The 14,686-nt window shown below is 73.5% G+C and carries 13 protein-coding genes; 1 reads left to right on the top strand and 12 read right to left on the bottom strand.

The features are described from left to right. Positions 1-138 precede the first annotated feature (138 nt). The 9 genes from OG247_RS32945 to OG247_RS32905 form a co-directional block, all read right to left on the bottom strand. On the bottom strand, positions 139-849 hold the full coding sequence (locus OG247_RS32945; protein WP_327255606.1) for a GntR family transcriptional regulator: 711 nt from the start codon (positions 847-849) through the stop codon (positions 139-141). A 74-nt stretch (positions 850-923) separates the two neighbouring features. After that, the gene (locus OG247_RS32940) at positions 924-1,856 is read right to left on the bottom strand and encodes an ornithine cyclodeaminase family protein (protein WP_442813674.1); all 933 of its coding nucleotides are present in this window, start codon (positions 1,854-1,856) and stop codon (positions 924-926) included. A 23-nt stretch (positions 1,857-1,879) separates the two neighbouring features. After that, positions 1,880-2,911 (bottom strand): proline racemase family protein, encoded by a 1,032-nt coding sequence (locus OG247_RS32935; protein ID WP_327255604.1) that lies wholly within the window; start codon positions 2,909-2,911, stop codon positions 1,880-1,882. Continuing rightward, the gene (locus OG247_RS32930; RefSeq protein WP_327255603.1) at positions 2,908-3,912 is read right to left on the bottom strand and encodes a proline racemase family protein; all 1,005 of its coding nucleotides are present in this window, start codon (positions 3,910-3,912) and stop codon (positions 2,908-2,910) included. Before OG247_RS32930 ends, OG247_RS32935 begins: the two co-directional genes overlap by 4 nt. 40 nt (positions 3,913-3,952) lie before the next feature. Beyond that, a complete protein-coding gene (locus tag OG247_RS32925) occupies positions 3,953-4,882 on the bottom strand; it encodes a dihydrodipicolinate synthase family protein (RefSeq protein WP_327255602.1) in 930 nt (309 codons plus the stop codon). A gap of 87 nt (positions 4,883-4,969) precedes the next feature. Then, a complete protein-coding gene (locus tag OG247_RS32920) occupies positions 4,970-6,382 on the bottom strand; it encodes an FAD/NAD(P)-dependent oxidoreductase (RefSeq protein WP_327255601.1) in 1,413 nt (470 codons plus the stop codon). After that, the gene (locus OG247_RS32915) at positions 6,363-6,698 is read right to left on the bottom strand and encodes a (2Fe-2S)-binding protein (RefSeq protein WP_327255600.1); all 336 of its coding nucleotides are present in this window, start codon (positions 6,696-6,698) and stop codon (positions 6,363-6,365) included. Before OG247_RS32915 ends, OG247_RS32920 begins: the two co-directional genes overlap by 20 nt. Positions 6,699-7,164: 466 nt before the next feature. After that, on the bottom strand, positions 7,165-8,328 hold the full coding sequence (locus OG247_RS32910; protein WP_327255599.1) for an NAD(P)/FAD-dependent oxidoreductase: 1,164 nt from the start codon (positions 8,326-8,328) through the stop codon (positions 7,165-7,167). Between the two features lie 48 nt (positions 8,329-8,376). Beyond that, entirely contained in the window at positions 8,377-10,809 is a 2,433-nt protein-coding gene (locus tag OG247_RS32905; protein ID WP_327255598.1) for a collagenase, read from the bottom strand. Between the two features lie 169 nt (positions 10,810-10,978). Between OG247_RS32905 and OG247_RS32900 the strand changes: the two genes are divergently transcribed. Continuing rightward, positions 10,979-12,370: an aminopeptidase P family protein gene (locus OG247_RS32900; protein WP_327255597.1), complete on the top strand. Its 1,392-nt coding sequence runs from the start codon at positions 10,979-10,981 to the stop codon at positions 12,368-12,370. Positions 12,371-12,488: 118 nt separating this feature from the next. On the opposite strand, the gene OG247_RS32895 is transcribed toward OG247_RS32900, so the two are convergent. From OG247_RS32895 to OG247_RS32885, 3 genes are all read right to left on the bottom strand, one after another. Next, positions 12,489-12,911, bottom strand: coding sequence for a hypothetical protein (locus tag OG247_RS32895; RefSeq protein ID WP_327255596.1), 423 nt, complete (start codon positions 12,909-12,911; stop codon positions 12,489-12,491). 131 nt (positions 12,912-13,042) lie between these two features. Further along, complete coding sequence (locus OG247_RS32890) at positions 13,043-13,441, bottom strand: RidA family protein (protein WP_327255595.1); 399 nt, start codon at positions 13,439-13,441, stop codon at positions 13,043-13,045. Then, positions 13,438-14,670 carry an acyl-CoA dehydrogenase family protein gene (locus tag OG247_RS32885; protein ID WP_327255594.1) on the bottom strand — a complete coding sequence of 411 codons (1,233 nt, stop codon included), beginning with the start codon at positions 14,668-14,670 and terminating at the stop codon, positions 13,438-13,440. The genes OG247_RS32890 and OG247_RS32885 overlap by 4 nt, the downstream gene beginning before the upstream one ends. Positions 14,671-14,686 lie beyond the last annotated feature (16 nt).

Genomic DNA, 14,686 nt, shown 5'->3' with positions numbered 1-14,686 from the left:
GTACTGACAAGGGGTTGGACCCAGGTTGGACCCACCGTTATCCAGCCGTGTCCAAATCAGCGGGTACGGAGGGGCGTTGGGCATGCCGAACGCCGGGCGCGCTGCTGCGCGGCCCGGCGTCGCGGGAGGGGCGGGGGGCTAGAGGCCCGAGCCCAGGCGGCCCTTGGTGCGGCCCACCGGTTCGTCGCGGCCCTGGGCCCAGAGGGAGCGGACGTGGCCCAGGTGGCGGGTCATGCAGGCTTCGGCCGCCTCCGCGTCGCCGGTGAGCATCAGGTCCAGGAGCTCGATGTGCTCCTCGGCGGAGGAGACCAGCTTGCCGGCCTCGTCCAGGCCCGTCAGGCCGTACAGCCGGGAGCGCTTGCGCAGGTCGCCGACGGTTTCCACCAGGCGGTCGTTGCCCGAGAGGCCGAGGAGGGTGAGGTGGAAGCGGCGGTCGGCCTCCAGGTAGCCGATGAGGTTGTGCTCGCGCGCGCTGGTGACGATCTCCTGCGCGATGGGGCGCAGAGCCTCCAGGGCCTCGGGCGTGGCGATCTTCGTGATCTTGCCGATGGTCGGGACCTCGATCATCGTGCGCAGCTCGGTGTACTGGTCCAGATCGCGCTCGCTGACCTCCGTGATCCGGAAGCCCTTGTTGCGGACCGGTTCCACCAGGCCCTCGCGGGCCAGGTCCAGCATGGCCTCGCGCACCGGGGTGGCCGAGACGCCGAGCTCGGCCGCGAGGCCGGGGGCGGAGTAGACGCTCCCGGGGCGCAGTTCACCCGCTATCAGGGCTGCCCGCAGGGCGTGGCCGACCTGGTCGCGGAGCCGTTCCTGAGCCTTGATGAGACTGTGCTGCTTCAGGTCACCCATTGCATTTCCTCCGAGACCGCTCACACCACCGGCGTGCGGAGGAACAGCGTACAATGTCACGTTGCGCTTGCTCCTCAGCGGATGCCGCCCCCGGCGGCCTCGAACAGGGCCACCGCCACAGCCAGATCTTCCCAGGCCATGCCCACACTCTTGAAGAGCTGTGGACAACTCGCGGCCCCCGGGCCCGGCATCCGTCCCGCGACCAGGTCGGCCAGGGTGCCGCTGATGTGACCGGCGCCGATCGCCCCCTCCGCCTCCGGCACCAGCAGGTCCCCCGCCTCCCGCAGAGCCGCCGCACGCGACTCCACGTACACGGCCGCCCGCCGGACCAGCGCCGTGTCCACCTCACGGGCGTCCGGCTCGTGCGAGCCGACCGCGACCACGGCGGCGCCCGGCCCGATCAGCCGCCCGTCGAAGAGGGGCTCGCGGGAGGTGGTGCAGCAGATCACCAGGTCGGCGTCGGCCACTTCCGCCGCCGCCCCCGGCCGGGCGGGGACGCCCAGCCCCCGCGCGTGCGCCGCCAGCTTCTCCGCGCCGGCGGCGCTGCCCGGTGACCCCGCACGGGCCACGACCACCACCTCCGCCAGCTGCCGCATCGCGTGCACCGCTTCGAGGTGCCCGTACGCCTGCGGTCCCGATCCGAAGATCAGCAGCCGCAGCGGCCGCCCCGCCGGGGCCAGGTGGCGCAGCGCGAGCGCCGAGACCGCCGGGGTGCGCAGGGTGGTCAGCGCCGCCCCGTCGAGCAGGGCCAGGGGGCGCAGGGTGGGGCCGTCCAGGAGGAGGTAGGACCCGGTGATCCGGGGCAGCCCGAGCGCCGGGTTCCCCGGGGCCACCCCGGCGATCTTCACGCCGGCGTAGGCCCCGGTGGCGGCCGGCATCAGCAGCAGCTCGCCGCCTCCGGGCACCGGCAGGGCGCTGCGCGGCGGACAGGTCTCCGGGTCCAGCCCGGCCAGCAGGACGCCGGCCAGCGCGTCCGCGGCGGCGGCCGGGGTCAGCAGGCCGGCCATCTCGGCGCCCGACAGCTGGGGGATCACAGGAGGAATCCGGGGCCGAGCGCGTCCTGCGGGTCGACGCTGAAAAGGTGTTCACCGGTGCGGTACGCCGTACCGGTGACCTCCGTGACCACGCCTTCGGCCACCCGCGCGGCGACGCGGCCGGTGAACACCGTGCCCACCACCGACTCGTGCAGCAGGTCCTCCCCCTCCCCCAGCCGCCCGTCCTCGGCCAGCAGTGCGAGCCGCGCCGAGGTGCCGGAGCCGCAGGGCGAGCGGTCGATCTGGCCGTCGGCGAAGACGGTGACGTTGCGCTGGTGCGGTCCGAAGGGGGTGTCGGGGAGTTCCTCGTACAGGGTCACCCCGTACACCCCGGAGAGCAGCGGCCCATCCGGGTGCCAGGTCCCGGGGTGGGTGGCGAGGGCCGCCCGGATCTCCTTCCCGGCGCGCACGAGCTCGGGCAGGGAGGCCGAGGACACGTCCAGGCCGAGGTCCCGGGCGGACAGGGAGGCGTAGCAGGCCCCGGCGTGGGCGATGTCCACCTCGGCCATGCCCAGGGTGGTGGCGACGGGCACCTTGCGGGCGCTGGTGCGGGCCGGGACGTTGCGGAAGGTGACCCCGGTGGTGCGGCCCCGGGCGCGGTGCACGGTCGCGCCGACCCGCCCCGAGGGCACGTCGATGCGCACCTGGACGTCCCCGTCGTCCGGGGCGGCGACCCGTCCGGTGTCCACGGCCCAGGCGCCCAGCGCCATGGTGCCGTGGCCACAGGCGGTGGAGTAGCCGTCCTTGTGCCAGAACAGCACCCCGAAATGGGCCCCGTCGTCGTCGGGCGGGACCACGAAGCCCCCGTACATCCCGGCGTGCCCGCGCGGCTCCTGCACGAGGAGCCGCCGTACGTCGTCCAGGGCGCCGCGCCGGGGGGCCGTGCCCGATCCCCCGGGTCCGATGGCGGTGGCGCAGCGCTCGGCAACGGTGTCCCCGGGCACGGGCGGGGCGCCGCCGGTGGTGAGATCGACGATGCGGAAGGGCTCGCCCGCGGTGTGGTAGTCCACGGTTCGTACGACGGTCACAGCAGGAACCCTCCGGGGAACGGGTCGGACGGGTCGAGGAAGTACTGGGCGGTGCCGGTGATCCAGGCCCGTCCGGTGACGGTGGGCACGAAGGCCGGGCGCCCGCCGACCGTGGTCTCCTCCACGAGGCGGCCGGTGAACTCGGTGCCGATGAAGGACTCGTTGACGAAGTCCGTGTCCAGGGGCAGGAGTCCGCGGGCGTGCAGCTGTGCCATGCGCGCGCTGGTTCCCGTACCGCACGGCGAGCGGTCGAACCAGCCCGGGTGGATGGCCATCGCGTGCCGGGAGCGGCGGGCATCGGAGCCGGGGGCGGCGAGGTAGACGTGCTTGACCCCGCCGAAGGAGGGGTTCTCGGGGTGGACGGGCCGGTCCGGGGAGGCGTTGATCGCCTCCATGACGGCCAGGCCCGCGGCGAGCAGGTCGTCCCCGCGCTCCCGGTCGAAGGGGAGCCCGAGGGAGTCGAGTTCGACGAAGGCGTAGAAGTTGCCGCCGTAGGCGAGGTCGTAGGTGACCGTGCCGTATCCGGGGACCTCGGCCTTGAGGTCCAGGCCGACGCAGAAGGCCGGGACGTTGGTGAAGGTGGCGGCGGTGGCCGCCCCGTCCTCGACGCGGACGTCGACGCTGACCAGCCCGGCCGGGGTGTCGAGCCGGACGGTGGTGACCGGCTCGACGACCGGCACCATGCCGGTCTCCACCAGGACGGTGGCGACTCCGATGGTGCCGTGCCCGCACATGGGGAGCAGGCCCGACACCTCGATGTAGAGGACGCCGAAGTCGGCGTCGGGGCGGGTCGGGGGCTGCAGGATGGCGCCGCTCATCGCGGAGTGGCCGCGCGGCTCGTACATGAGCAGGGTCCGGAGGTGGTCCAGGTGCTCGATGAAGTGGAGCCGCTTGTCGGCCATGGTGGCGCCGGGGATCACCCCGACTCCCCCGGTGATCACCCGGGTGGGCATGCCCTCGGTGTGCGAGTCCACCGCGTGGTAGACGTTACGGGTGCGCATCAAGTCCCCCTCGGACTTCGGACTTGGACTTCGGACTGAGTTAGCTGAGGCCCTCGGCGAGCGCCTTCTCGGTGGCGGCGCGGACGCCGGCCTCGATCTCGCCGGTGAGCGGGAAGCGGGGCGGGCGGGTGGGGCCGCCGGGGCGGCCGGCCAGGTCCATGGAGAGCTTGATGGCCTGGACGAACTCGGTCTTGGAGTCCCAGCGCAGCAGGGAGTGCAGGGACTTGTAGAGCGGCAGGGCGGTGTCGAGGTCTCCGGCGACGGCGGCGCGGTAGAGGGTGGCGCAGGCCTGCGGGAGCGCGTTGGGGTAGCCGGCGATCCAGCCGACGGCGCCGGCGAGGGCCAGCTCGAGCAGGACGTCGTCGGCGCCGATCAGCAGGTCGAGGCCCGGGGCGAGTTCGGCGATCTCGTAGGCGCGCCGCACGTCCCCGCTGAACTCCTTGACGGCGACGATGGAGCCGTCGGCGTGCAGCCGGGCCAGCAGGGCCGGGACGAGGTCCACCTTGGTGTCGATGGGGTTGTTGTACGCCACCACGGGCACGCCGACGCGGGCGACATCGGCGTAGTGGGCGCGCACGGTGTCCGCGTCGGCCCGGAAGGCGTTCGGCGGCAACAGGAGGACGGATCCACAGCCGGCCTCGGCGGCCTGCTCCGCCCAGCGGCGGGATTCGGCGCTGCCGTAGGCGGCGACGCCGGGCATCACGCGGGAGCCGTCACCGGCGGCCTCGACGGCGGTACGGACGACGGCGGCGCGCTCCTCGTCGGTGAGGGTCTGGTACTCGCCGAGGGAGCCGTTGGGGACGACGCCGTCGCAGCCGTTGGCGATCAGCCAGGCCACGTGTTCGGCGTAGGCGTCGTGGTCGACGCTCAGGTCTTCCCGCAGGGGCAGGGTGGTGGCGACCATGATGCCGTGCCAGGGGCGGGTGCGGGTGTCCGCAGCGGCGGGCGCGGGGGTGTGCGCGTGGGTCATGAGAGAGCTCCCTAGGGTGATGTGTGACATTTTACTAGTGGGTGTGACGTGGCCACAAGAGGTGCGGCCGCCCTGTCGGCGGACCCGTCAGGGAAGTTCGGCGGGAAGTTCGGCGAGGTGCCGGAGAGGAACCGGGCAGGACAGCGGCCTGCGGTCGGGGGCCGGGTCGGTCCCGGCGAGTGCGGCGACGGCCGGGCCGCACATCCGGCCCTGACACCAGCCCATCCCGGCCCGGGTGAGGAGCTTGACCGTACGGGCGTCCCGCGCCCCCAGGTCTTCGACGGCCTCCCGGATTCGGCCCGCCGGGACCTCCTCGCAGCGGCACACGTCGGTGTCCTCGCGCAGCCAGCCGGTCCAGCCGGAGCCCGGGCGGTGGGCACCGGCCATCGCGGCGGCGAACGCGCGCAGCCTCGTACGGGTGCGGACCAGGCGCGCCGGCACCGGCCGGCCCGCAACCGAATGGGCGGCGATCTCCCCCTCGGCCAGGGCCAGTTGGGCGCCACCGATGCCACCGGTCTCCCCGGCGGACCAGACCCCGGGGACGGAGGTGCGCTGCTCCGCGTCCAGTTCCAGGGCGACGGTGGCGTCCGGGCTCGGACGGGTGGCGCAGCCCAGACCGGTGGCCAGCTCCAGCTGGGGCACCAGCCCGTGGCCCACGGCCACGGCGTCGCAGGGGATGCGGCGGGCGGTGCCGGGAACCGGGCGCCAGTCCCGGTCGAGGCGGGCCACCGTGACGGCCTCGACCCGGTCGGTGCCGTGGGCTTCGGTGACGGCGTGCCGGGTCAGCAGGCGCACCCCGTGGCGGAGCAGGGCCCCGCCGTACGTGGCGCCTTCGGCGAGCTTCCCGGGATTGCGGAGCAGAGCGGGGACGTGGTGCGCGTAGCCGCTGTACGCGGCGGCCTCCACGACCACAGGCACCCGGGCTCCGGCGGAGGCGAGCGAGCCGGCCACGGCGAGCAGCAGGGGCCCGCTCCCGGCGACCACGACCCGGCTCCCCGGAAGCACGAGCCCGCCCTTGAGCATGGCCTGCGCCCCGCCGGCCCCGACGACCCCGGGCAGGGTCCAGCCGGGGAAGGGGAGCTGACGCTCGTAGGCACCGGTCGCGAGCAGGACGGCACGGGCCCGGACCGTGGCGGGGGCCTCGTCGGCCCCCGCCACGGCGTGCAGGGTCCAGGCAGCGCCATCGGGGTCCGGGATGACCGTCCAGACGTGGTGGTAGGGCAGGTACGTGATCCGGCCGGCCGATGCGTGGGCGCGCAGGGCGGCTTCGCGCGAGGCGAAGGCGGACCATCCGTGGTGCAGGGCCTCGGGGCGGGCCGCGCCGAGTCCGGGCGCGGGGTGGCGGTAGTACTGCCCGCCGGGGCGCTCCCCCGCGTCGAGCAGGATGACCCGCAGGCCCAGGCCCGCGGCCGTGACCGCGGCGGCGAGGCCGGCCGGGCCGGCGCCGACGACGGCGAGGTCGGCGGCGGCGGACGGGGAGTCAGACGGCGAGGTCGTCATGGCCGGTCCCTTCCTGGGTGGTGACGTGGTCGCCCGGGCGGGCGGGGACGAGGCACGCACGCTGGTTCGGGCGGCCGTTGACGGTGACGAGGCAGTCGTAGCAGCTGCCGATCCCGCAGAACGCTCCGCGGGGGGCGGCGGTGTCGCGGGTGGTGCGCCAGGCGAGGATGCCGGCGGACCAGAGGACGGCGGCGATGCTCTGTCCGGTCTGGGCCGGGAGTTCACGGCCGTCGAAGCGGAGGCTCCAGGTTTCGGCGGGGGTCCCGCCCACCAGGTCGCGGGGCGACCTTCGCCGGCCCCTCGTGGCTTCGCTCATCGCTTCCGTCCTCCTCGTTCCTCTGACTCGGTGCGCGTACTGCGGTTCCCCTGCGGGGCGAAGTCCCCTACCCACCCTTCCACCGTTCCCAGGGCCCGGCCCTGACCCGGTCCTCAAACGCCGGACGGGCTGAAAGCCGGGGCACCGGGCTGCGCCCGGACCCCCTGGGGCTCCGCCCCAGACCCCGGTCCTCAAACGCCGGACGGCTGAAATACCCGGTCGGGGACGGGGGCGGGGTGGGGTGTTGGCCGGGACGTAAAGCGTGATTTGTGGCGCAGGCACACCCCACAACTGTCGAAGAAGTACACAGGGCGCCTAAATCATGCAGTCCAGGCCGATACCCCACCCCGCCCCCGGCACCGACCCCCACCCGCAGCCAGACCGACCGCCGGCCACACCCCAGCCCCGCCGGCGTTTGAGGCGCAGGGGCCCGGGGACCGGTCCCCGGCAACGGCGCCGCACCCGGTCACAGCGGGGCCCCCGCAAAGCGGGCCGGAGCGAACGGAGCCGCGTCCAGCGCGGGGGCCGCACCCGTCAGGAACGCCGCGATCAGCGCACCCGTCCCCGGGGCCAGGCCGATGCCCGCGCCCTCGTGGCCGCAGGCGTGGAACAACCCCGGGACCCGCGGGTCCGGACCGATCGCCGGGAGGTGGTCCGGCAGGTACGGGCGGAAGCCGTGATAGGTCCGCAGCACGCGCACGTCCGCCAGGACCGGGAAGAGGGCGGCCGCCTGCGCCGCCAGCCGGCGCAGCGCCTCCGTCGACAGCGAGCGGTCGAAGCCGACCCGTTCGCGGGTGGCGCCGATCAGGACCGGCCCCGCCGGGGTGCCCTCGACCACCGCCGAGGACTGCAGCGACGCCGACCCGCTCGCCACGTCCGCGATGTAGTCCGCGGCGTAGACCTTGTGCCGCACCACCCTCGACAGCGGCTCCGTCACCAGGACGAACCCCCGCCGGGGCAGCACCGGAAGGGCGACTCCGGCCAGTTCGGCCACCGCTCCGCCCCAGGTGCCGGCCGCGTTGAGCACCGCCGGGGCGAGGAGGTCGCGGCGGGCCGTACGGACGCCGCGCAGCTCGCCCGCGGGGCCCCGCAGGAGCTCCGTGACCTCCTCCCCGAGGTACACCTCCACACCCGGCGCCACACCCGGCGCCGCGGCCAGCAGCCGCGCCGCCGCCTGAGCCGGCTGGACCTGTGCGTCCTGCGGGTAGAGGAAGCCGCCCGCCAGGTCCGGAGCGAGGTGGGGCTCCAGCTCGCGCAGCTCCCCCGGCCCCACCTCGACCGCGTCGACCCCGGCCGCGCGCTGGCCGTCCGCGAAGCCCCGCAGGGCCTTCACGGTGGCCTCGTCGGCGGCGACGACCAGGCCGCCCTTGGCCTCGTACTCGATCTCCCTCGGGAGTTCGAGCGCGAGCTCGCGCCAGAGCCGTGCCGACAGCAGCGCGAGCTCGAGCTCGGGGCCGGCCTCCTTGTCGGAGACGAGCAGGTTGCCTTCGCCGGCGCCGGTGGTGCCGCCGGCGACCGGGCCGCGGTCGACGACGGCCACGCGGAGTCCGGCGCGCGCCGCGTAGTACGCGCACGCGGCTCCGACGACGCCGGCGCCGATGATCACGAGGTCCGGTGATTGTCTGGGCACGACAGTAATATGTCACATTTCTTTGAGACGGAACAGGACCGGCCGAGGTCAGCCGCGCAGCGGACCCTCACAGCTGTAACTCGACGTTCCCGCCACCCGGTTGGTCCAGATGTCCAGCACCCCGAAGGAGCAGTTCATGTCGGCCAGGTTGTTCGAGGCCGCGCCCGCCCGGTCGAGGATGAAGTAGTCGACCGTCTCGGACATGTCCTTGAAGTTCTGGTCCTCGCTGCGCCAGTCCTTCAGGTTCGCCGTGATCCTGCCGGTGCAGGTGAACCGGCGCTTGCCCGGCTCGCCGTTCTCCACGCAGTCCGGGGTGTTGTACGTGGCCGTCGCGAACGTGGACTTCACGTCCGCGAGCGCCGCGTCACGCAGTTGCGCGTTCGGGGTGAAGGAGGTGTTCGGCACGAACAGCTGGTCGACCTTGGCGATCTGGGCGTCCAGGAACCGGTCGTAGCCGGTCTGGACGGCCGCGTCCCGGCCCATCCTGCTCCGCCAGGCGTCGAAGCCCGCCGGGTCGTCGGCCCGCAGGTAGCCGTACATCTCCCGCAGCTTCGAGGGCTGCTCGTTCCACAGGAACTCGAAGAACGCGCCGGAGTACCCGTAGAAGCGGAAGCCGTCGTTGGCGTAGGTGGCGTGCAGGAGCTGGTCCACGGACATGCGCGGGCCGCCGCCGGCCGTGTCGGCGATGATGCTCTTGATCAGGGACTTGCGTACGGCGATGCCGTTGTCGCGGGTTGCGCCGTCGAAGAACTCGGCGGTGCCCTCGTCCATGGCGGTCGTACGGTCGCCCTGGTACCAGGCGCCCTGGCCGAAGGTGCCGGGGACGGCGAAGCGGCCGTTGAGGTAGTGCGTGTACTCGTGGCGGAAGAGCTCTTCCAGGGTGAGCTGGGAGTCCTGCGGGACGCGGCGCTGGTAGGTGTAGAAGGTGGCGCCGTTCTCGATGTACATGCCGCCGTTGCTCGTGCCGTAGCCGGTGAGGAGCGGCTGGTAGTTCACGTAGTCGGCGCGGGAGGCGTAGAGCACGATGTTCAGGGTGGCGTTGGCGTCCCCGGCGATCGGCTGGTCGGTGCCCACGACCCGGTGGTACTGGGTCTTGACCTGCTTGCTCGCGTGGTAGAGCTGGTCGACGGTGGCCCGGTCGAGGGCGGTGCGGACCTTGATGGCGCCGCTGTCGTACGTATAGGTGTGGGGGAAGAGCTCCCGCTCGATGTCCTCCTTGCACACCCCGTACGGCTTGCACGCCTGGTAGAAGTTGAGCCAGGAGACGGCCTTCGCCCACGGCTCGCTGCCGTCGCCGAAGGCGGCCCTGGCCGCGCCCAGGAGCGCGCCGAGGTCGGCGGTGACCCCGTCCTTCAGCCCCGCGATCTGGCCGAAGCGGCCGAACTCGGCGATGGCGTCGCGGGCCACCCAGGCGTTCGCGGTGCCCTTGAGGTGGGCGTAGGCCGCGAAGTTCTTGAAGGTGGCGCGGTACGGGGCGTCGGCGGCGGCCGCCGAGTGGAACGCGGTGTCGTTGTTGTACACGCCGAGGTAGTTGACGGAGAGGGCGGCGAGCGCCGCGCCCGCCCAGGCGGTGTCCAGGTGCGTCGCGGTGTGCGACGGATCCATGGTGGCCAGGACGTTCTTGATCAGGCCGAGCTGGTGGTGGCGCAGGCCCGGGGCGCTGCCGGCGTAGAGGGCCTCGCGCAGGGTGCGGGCGTTGGAGGCGGTGGCGTCGAAGCTGCGGGCGGCGCCCGCGAAGGCGGCGATGGCCTGGCGCATGGCCTCGACGGTCGGGGCGTCGGTGACGTCGATCTCGGCGCGGGAGTGGTCGTGGTAGGCCACGGCGTGCAGGTAGGTGAACATCTCCTCCAGGTGGGAGGAGTTCAGGCCGTCGTGGGCGGCGGCCAGGCCGGATATCCGGCGGGAGACGGCCTGTACGTGGGCGTCCGACATGACGGGGGCCAGGCGGGCGTCCCAGGTCCAGATGAGGCCGGAGAGACAGCCGCCCTTGGCGGCGGTGACAGCCGGGTCGGCGAGGAAGTCGGCGAACTGCTCCGGGGTGAGCCCGGTGATCCCGTCGAGGGTGCAGGGGACGCCCGCGGTGGTGCCCTGGGCGGCGGCGGCGAGCCTGCCGCTCTTCGTGGCGGTCACGGCGGCGGGCGCGGTGGCGGCGCCGGGTACCTTGCCCTCGGTGACGGCCTGCCCGCCGGGCGTCTGGCCGCCCGGGGCCGGGGCAGCCGCGGGGGCGGCCTGCTGCGCGTCGGCGAGGTGCTCCACCTCGTCGAACGGGTTCGCACCGGCCTCGGCGCCCGCGGCGCCGGTGGCGAAGGTGCCGGTGGCGAAGGTGCCGGTGGCGAAGGTGCCGGGCCCGGCGGCAGCCGGAGCGCCGGCCGGGGCACCGGTCTCCGCGGCCTGGGTCACGGCCTGGCCCGCCGTGGCGAGGAGGGTGACCGCGACGGCGGCGGAGAGGAGGGACGTGCGCACGACTCTGTGCTGGGACACCAAGGACTCCTGGCTGGGGGGCGGTGAGGAAAAGGTGCGGAACTGCCCTGCTTCACGCGGCGTTTGGCGGGGATTAACGGGGCGCGGTGTGAGCTGTAACATAGTAATGTGAAATTGCACTGACAAGACCTGTGCGCCCACCAGTTCGCATCTTCTTGAGGGAGCCCCTGTGACCGACACCCCCTCCCGCCCCACCACCGGGCTCAACATCGGCAGTCACGACCTGCCGGTATCAGCCGAGTTGTCACGCTTCATGGCGTCGGACTGGGCGGCCTCACCGCTGCCGGACGCCGCACGCGTCCCCGCGTACGCCGTCACCCCGGCCCGCCGCGCACGCCTCTCCGCGCGCTTCCCCGGGGAACGGCTGATCATCCCCGCGGGCGAGCTGAAGGTCCGCAGCCACGACTGCGACTACCGCTTCCGCCCGCACAGCGCGTACGCCTGGCTGACCGGGCTCACCGGCGAGGACCAAGTCGGCCACGTCCTGGTCCTGGAGCCGGCCGGCCCGCACGGCCACGAGGCCGTCCTCTACCTGCGCCCGCGCTCACCGCGCACCGGCGGCAACGAGGAGTTCTACCGCGACCGCCGCTACGGGGAGTTCTGGGTCGGCCGCCGCCCCGACCTCGCGGAGGCGGAGCGGCTCTCCGGCATCCGCTGCGCCCACCTGGACGCACTGGGGTCCCCGACGGGACGCAATGCCGCCGCGGACCCGGAGCTGGCCGTCGCCCTCTCCGAGCTGCGCCTGGTCAAGGACGCCTGGGAGGTGGCCGAACTGCAGCTCGCCGTCGACCACACCACCGCCGGGTTCGAGGACGTCGTACGGGACCTCCCGCGCGCCCTGGCCCACCCGCGCGGCGAGCGGTGGATCGAGGGGGTCTTCAACCGCCGCGCCCGCGCCGAGGGCAACGGCACCGGCTACGAGACGATCGCCGCGTCGGGCGCGCACGCCTGCGTGCTGCACTGGATCCGCAACGACGGCCGGCTGAACGCGAGCGATCTGCTCCTGATGGACGCGGGCGTGGAGACCGACGGCCTCTACACGGCGGACGTCACCCGCACCCTCCCGCTGTCGGGCCGGTTCTCCCCCGTCCAGCGCCAGGTGTACGAACTGGTCCTGGCCGCGCAGGACGCGGGCATGGCGGCGCTGCGGCCGGGCGCGAGCTTCCGCGACTTCCACCGGGCCGGGATGCGGGTGATCGCGGAGGGGCTCACGGAGTGGGGGGTGCTCAAGCACGCCGAGGGCGATCTGCACCGGCGCTACACCCTGTGCAGCAGCGGGCACATGCTGGGGCTGGACGTGCACGACTGCGCGCAGGCGCGCGCGGACACGTACCTGGACGGGGTCCTGGAGGAGGGCCAGGTCCTCACCGTGGAGCCGGGGCTCTACCTCCAGCCCGACGACGAGACCCTCCCGCCGGAGCTGCGCGGCATCGGCGTCCGCATCGAGGACGACCTTGTGATCACGGCCGAGGGCGCCCGACTGATGTCGGGCGCCCTGCCGCGCACGGTGGCGGGCATCGAGGAGTGGATGGGGAACCTGCTGGAGGGCGGCGGCCGCTAGCCGGCCGCCGAGCGGGGCGGGCCCGGGGCGCGCGGTTCACCGCGCCCGGGCCTCGCGCCAAGCCGGTCGGTCGGTCGGTCGGTCGGTGAGCCAGCCAGCGGGTCAGCCGGTCAGCCGGTCAGTCGTTCCAGTTGTTCCCGTTGCGGTAGCCGCCGTCGTTCCATCCGCCGTTGCCATCACGCCAGTTGTTGCCGTTGTCGTGGTTCCAGTTGCCGTTGTCGCGGTCGTGGTTCCAGCTGTCGTTGTCGTTCCAGTTGTCGTGATTCCAGTTGTCGTTGCCCCAGTTGTCGTTGTCCCAGTTGCTGTTCCAACTGTTGTTGTCCCAGTCGTTGTTGTCCCAGCACCAACTGGGGCGGTCCGCGCGTGAGGTGTCGCAGCAGTTGCGCCACCAGTCGTCCCCGCGCCAGTCACTGCCGCGCCAGTTGGAACACCGGTCGTATGTCTGCGGCAAGCCCGAGGCAAAGGCACTGCTGACCGGCATCAGGCCGAGCGTGATCCCGGCGGCCCCTGCCACGGCTGCCGCAACGAACCCACGGCGCATAGTCATACACCTCCGAGAATGAAGGGTTGAATGGTCCGGATTACTCCGTTATGAGCCGCTTCCACCCTCCCCCCTCCCCTGCCCACTGTCAAAGGCACCGCAAGGGCACCCACGCTCACCAGCGGAAAGGCCTACGGGAGCACCGCCAGCCCGTCCAGCTCGACCAGCGCCGCCTCGTCCCACAGCCGGACCACGCCCACGACCGCCATCGCCGGATACTCCCGGCCCGCCAACCGGCGCCAGATCCGGCCCAGTTCGGCGGCGCAGGTCCGGTAATCGGCCACGTCCACGGCATAGACGGTGACCCGCGCCAGGTCGGACGGCGAGCCGCCCGCCTCCGCCAGTGCGGCCAGCAGGTTGGCCAGCGCCCGCTCGAACTGCTGCGGCAGCGCCTCTCCCACCACCTTCCCCGCTCCGTCGAGCGCCGTCTGCCCGGCCAGGAACACCAGCCGGCTCCCGCTCGCGACGACGGCGTGCGAGAAACCCGTCGCCGGCGACAGCTCCCGCGGGTTGATCCGCTCCAGGCTCACGCTTCCCCCACCCCCGGCATCTCCGGCGTCTGCCGCGCCTCCAGTGCTTCCCGCATCGCAGCCGTGTCCCTCGCCTCCCGGTAGAGCTCCTTGGCGATGATCGTGCGCTGCACCTCGCTCGCCCCCTCGTAGATCCTCGGCGCCCGCACCTCCCGGTACAGGTGTTCCAGCAGGTGCCCCCGGCGCAGGGCGGCCGCCCCGTGCAGCTGTACCGCGTGGTCGACGACGTACTGGGCCGTCTCGGTGGCCAGCAGCTTCGCCATGGCCGCCCGCCTCGGCACCTGTGGGGAGCGCGCGTCCGCGTCGTAGGCCTCCGCCGCCGCGTACACGAGCAGCCGGGCCGCCTCGGTCCGGGTGGCCATCTCGGCCACCCGGTGCGCCACGGCCTGCAGGTCGCCCAGCACCCCGCCGAAGGCGGTACGGGCCGCCGTGTGCGCCACCGTGGCGTCCAAGGCGGCCCTGGCCATCCCGACGGCGAAGGCGCCCACGCTGGGGCGGAACAGGTTCAGGGTGTCCATGGCCACCTTGAAGCCCCGGCCCGGCTCCCCCAGCAGGTCGTCCGGGCCGACCGGGACCCCGTCGAAGGCGAGCGCACCGATCGGGTGCGGGGAGAGCATGTCGAGGGGCTCCCCCGAGAGCCCCGGCCGGTCCGCCGGGACCAGGAAGGCGCTGACCCCCTTGGCGCCCGGGCCCTCGCCGGTGCGGGCGAAGACGGTGTAGAAGTCGGCCTCGGGGGCGTTGGAGATCCAGCACTTCTCCCCGCTGAGCCGCCAGCCCCGACCCCGGCCTCCGCGCCCTCCCCGCCCCCCGCCCCCGGGCACCGCTTCGAGCGCCAGCGCCCCCGCGTCCGACCCGGCCCCCGGCTCGCTCAGCGCGAAGGCCGCCACCGTGCGCCCGGCCCGTACCCCGGGCAGCCAGCGCTCGCGCTGTGCGTCGCTGCCCGAGCGCAGCACCGGGTAGGCGCCCAGTCCCTGGAGGGCGAGGGCCGTCTCCGCCTCCGTGCAGCCGTAGGCGAGGGATTCGCGCAGCAGGCACAGTTCCAGCGCGCCCGAGGTGAACACCCGCCCCAGCAGCCCCTCTTCGCCGAGTGCGGCGAGCAGCGGCCGGTTGACCCGGCCCGGTTCTCCCTTCTCCGCCAGCGGCCGCAGCCGCTCCGCCGCCAGTGCGCGCAGCCGCGCGCACCACTCCTCCTGGTCCACCCCGAGCGCGAATCCCGTGAATCGGGTCATCCGTATGCCCCAGCCT

This window comes from Streptomyces sp. NBC_01244 (assembly GCF_035987325.1).
Lineage (GTDB): Bacteria > Actinomycetota > Actinomycetes > Streptomycetales > Streptomycetaceae > Streptomyces.
Note: the sequence above shows the minus strand (reverse complement) of the source record. Positions and strands in the feature narration are given on the sequence as shown.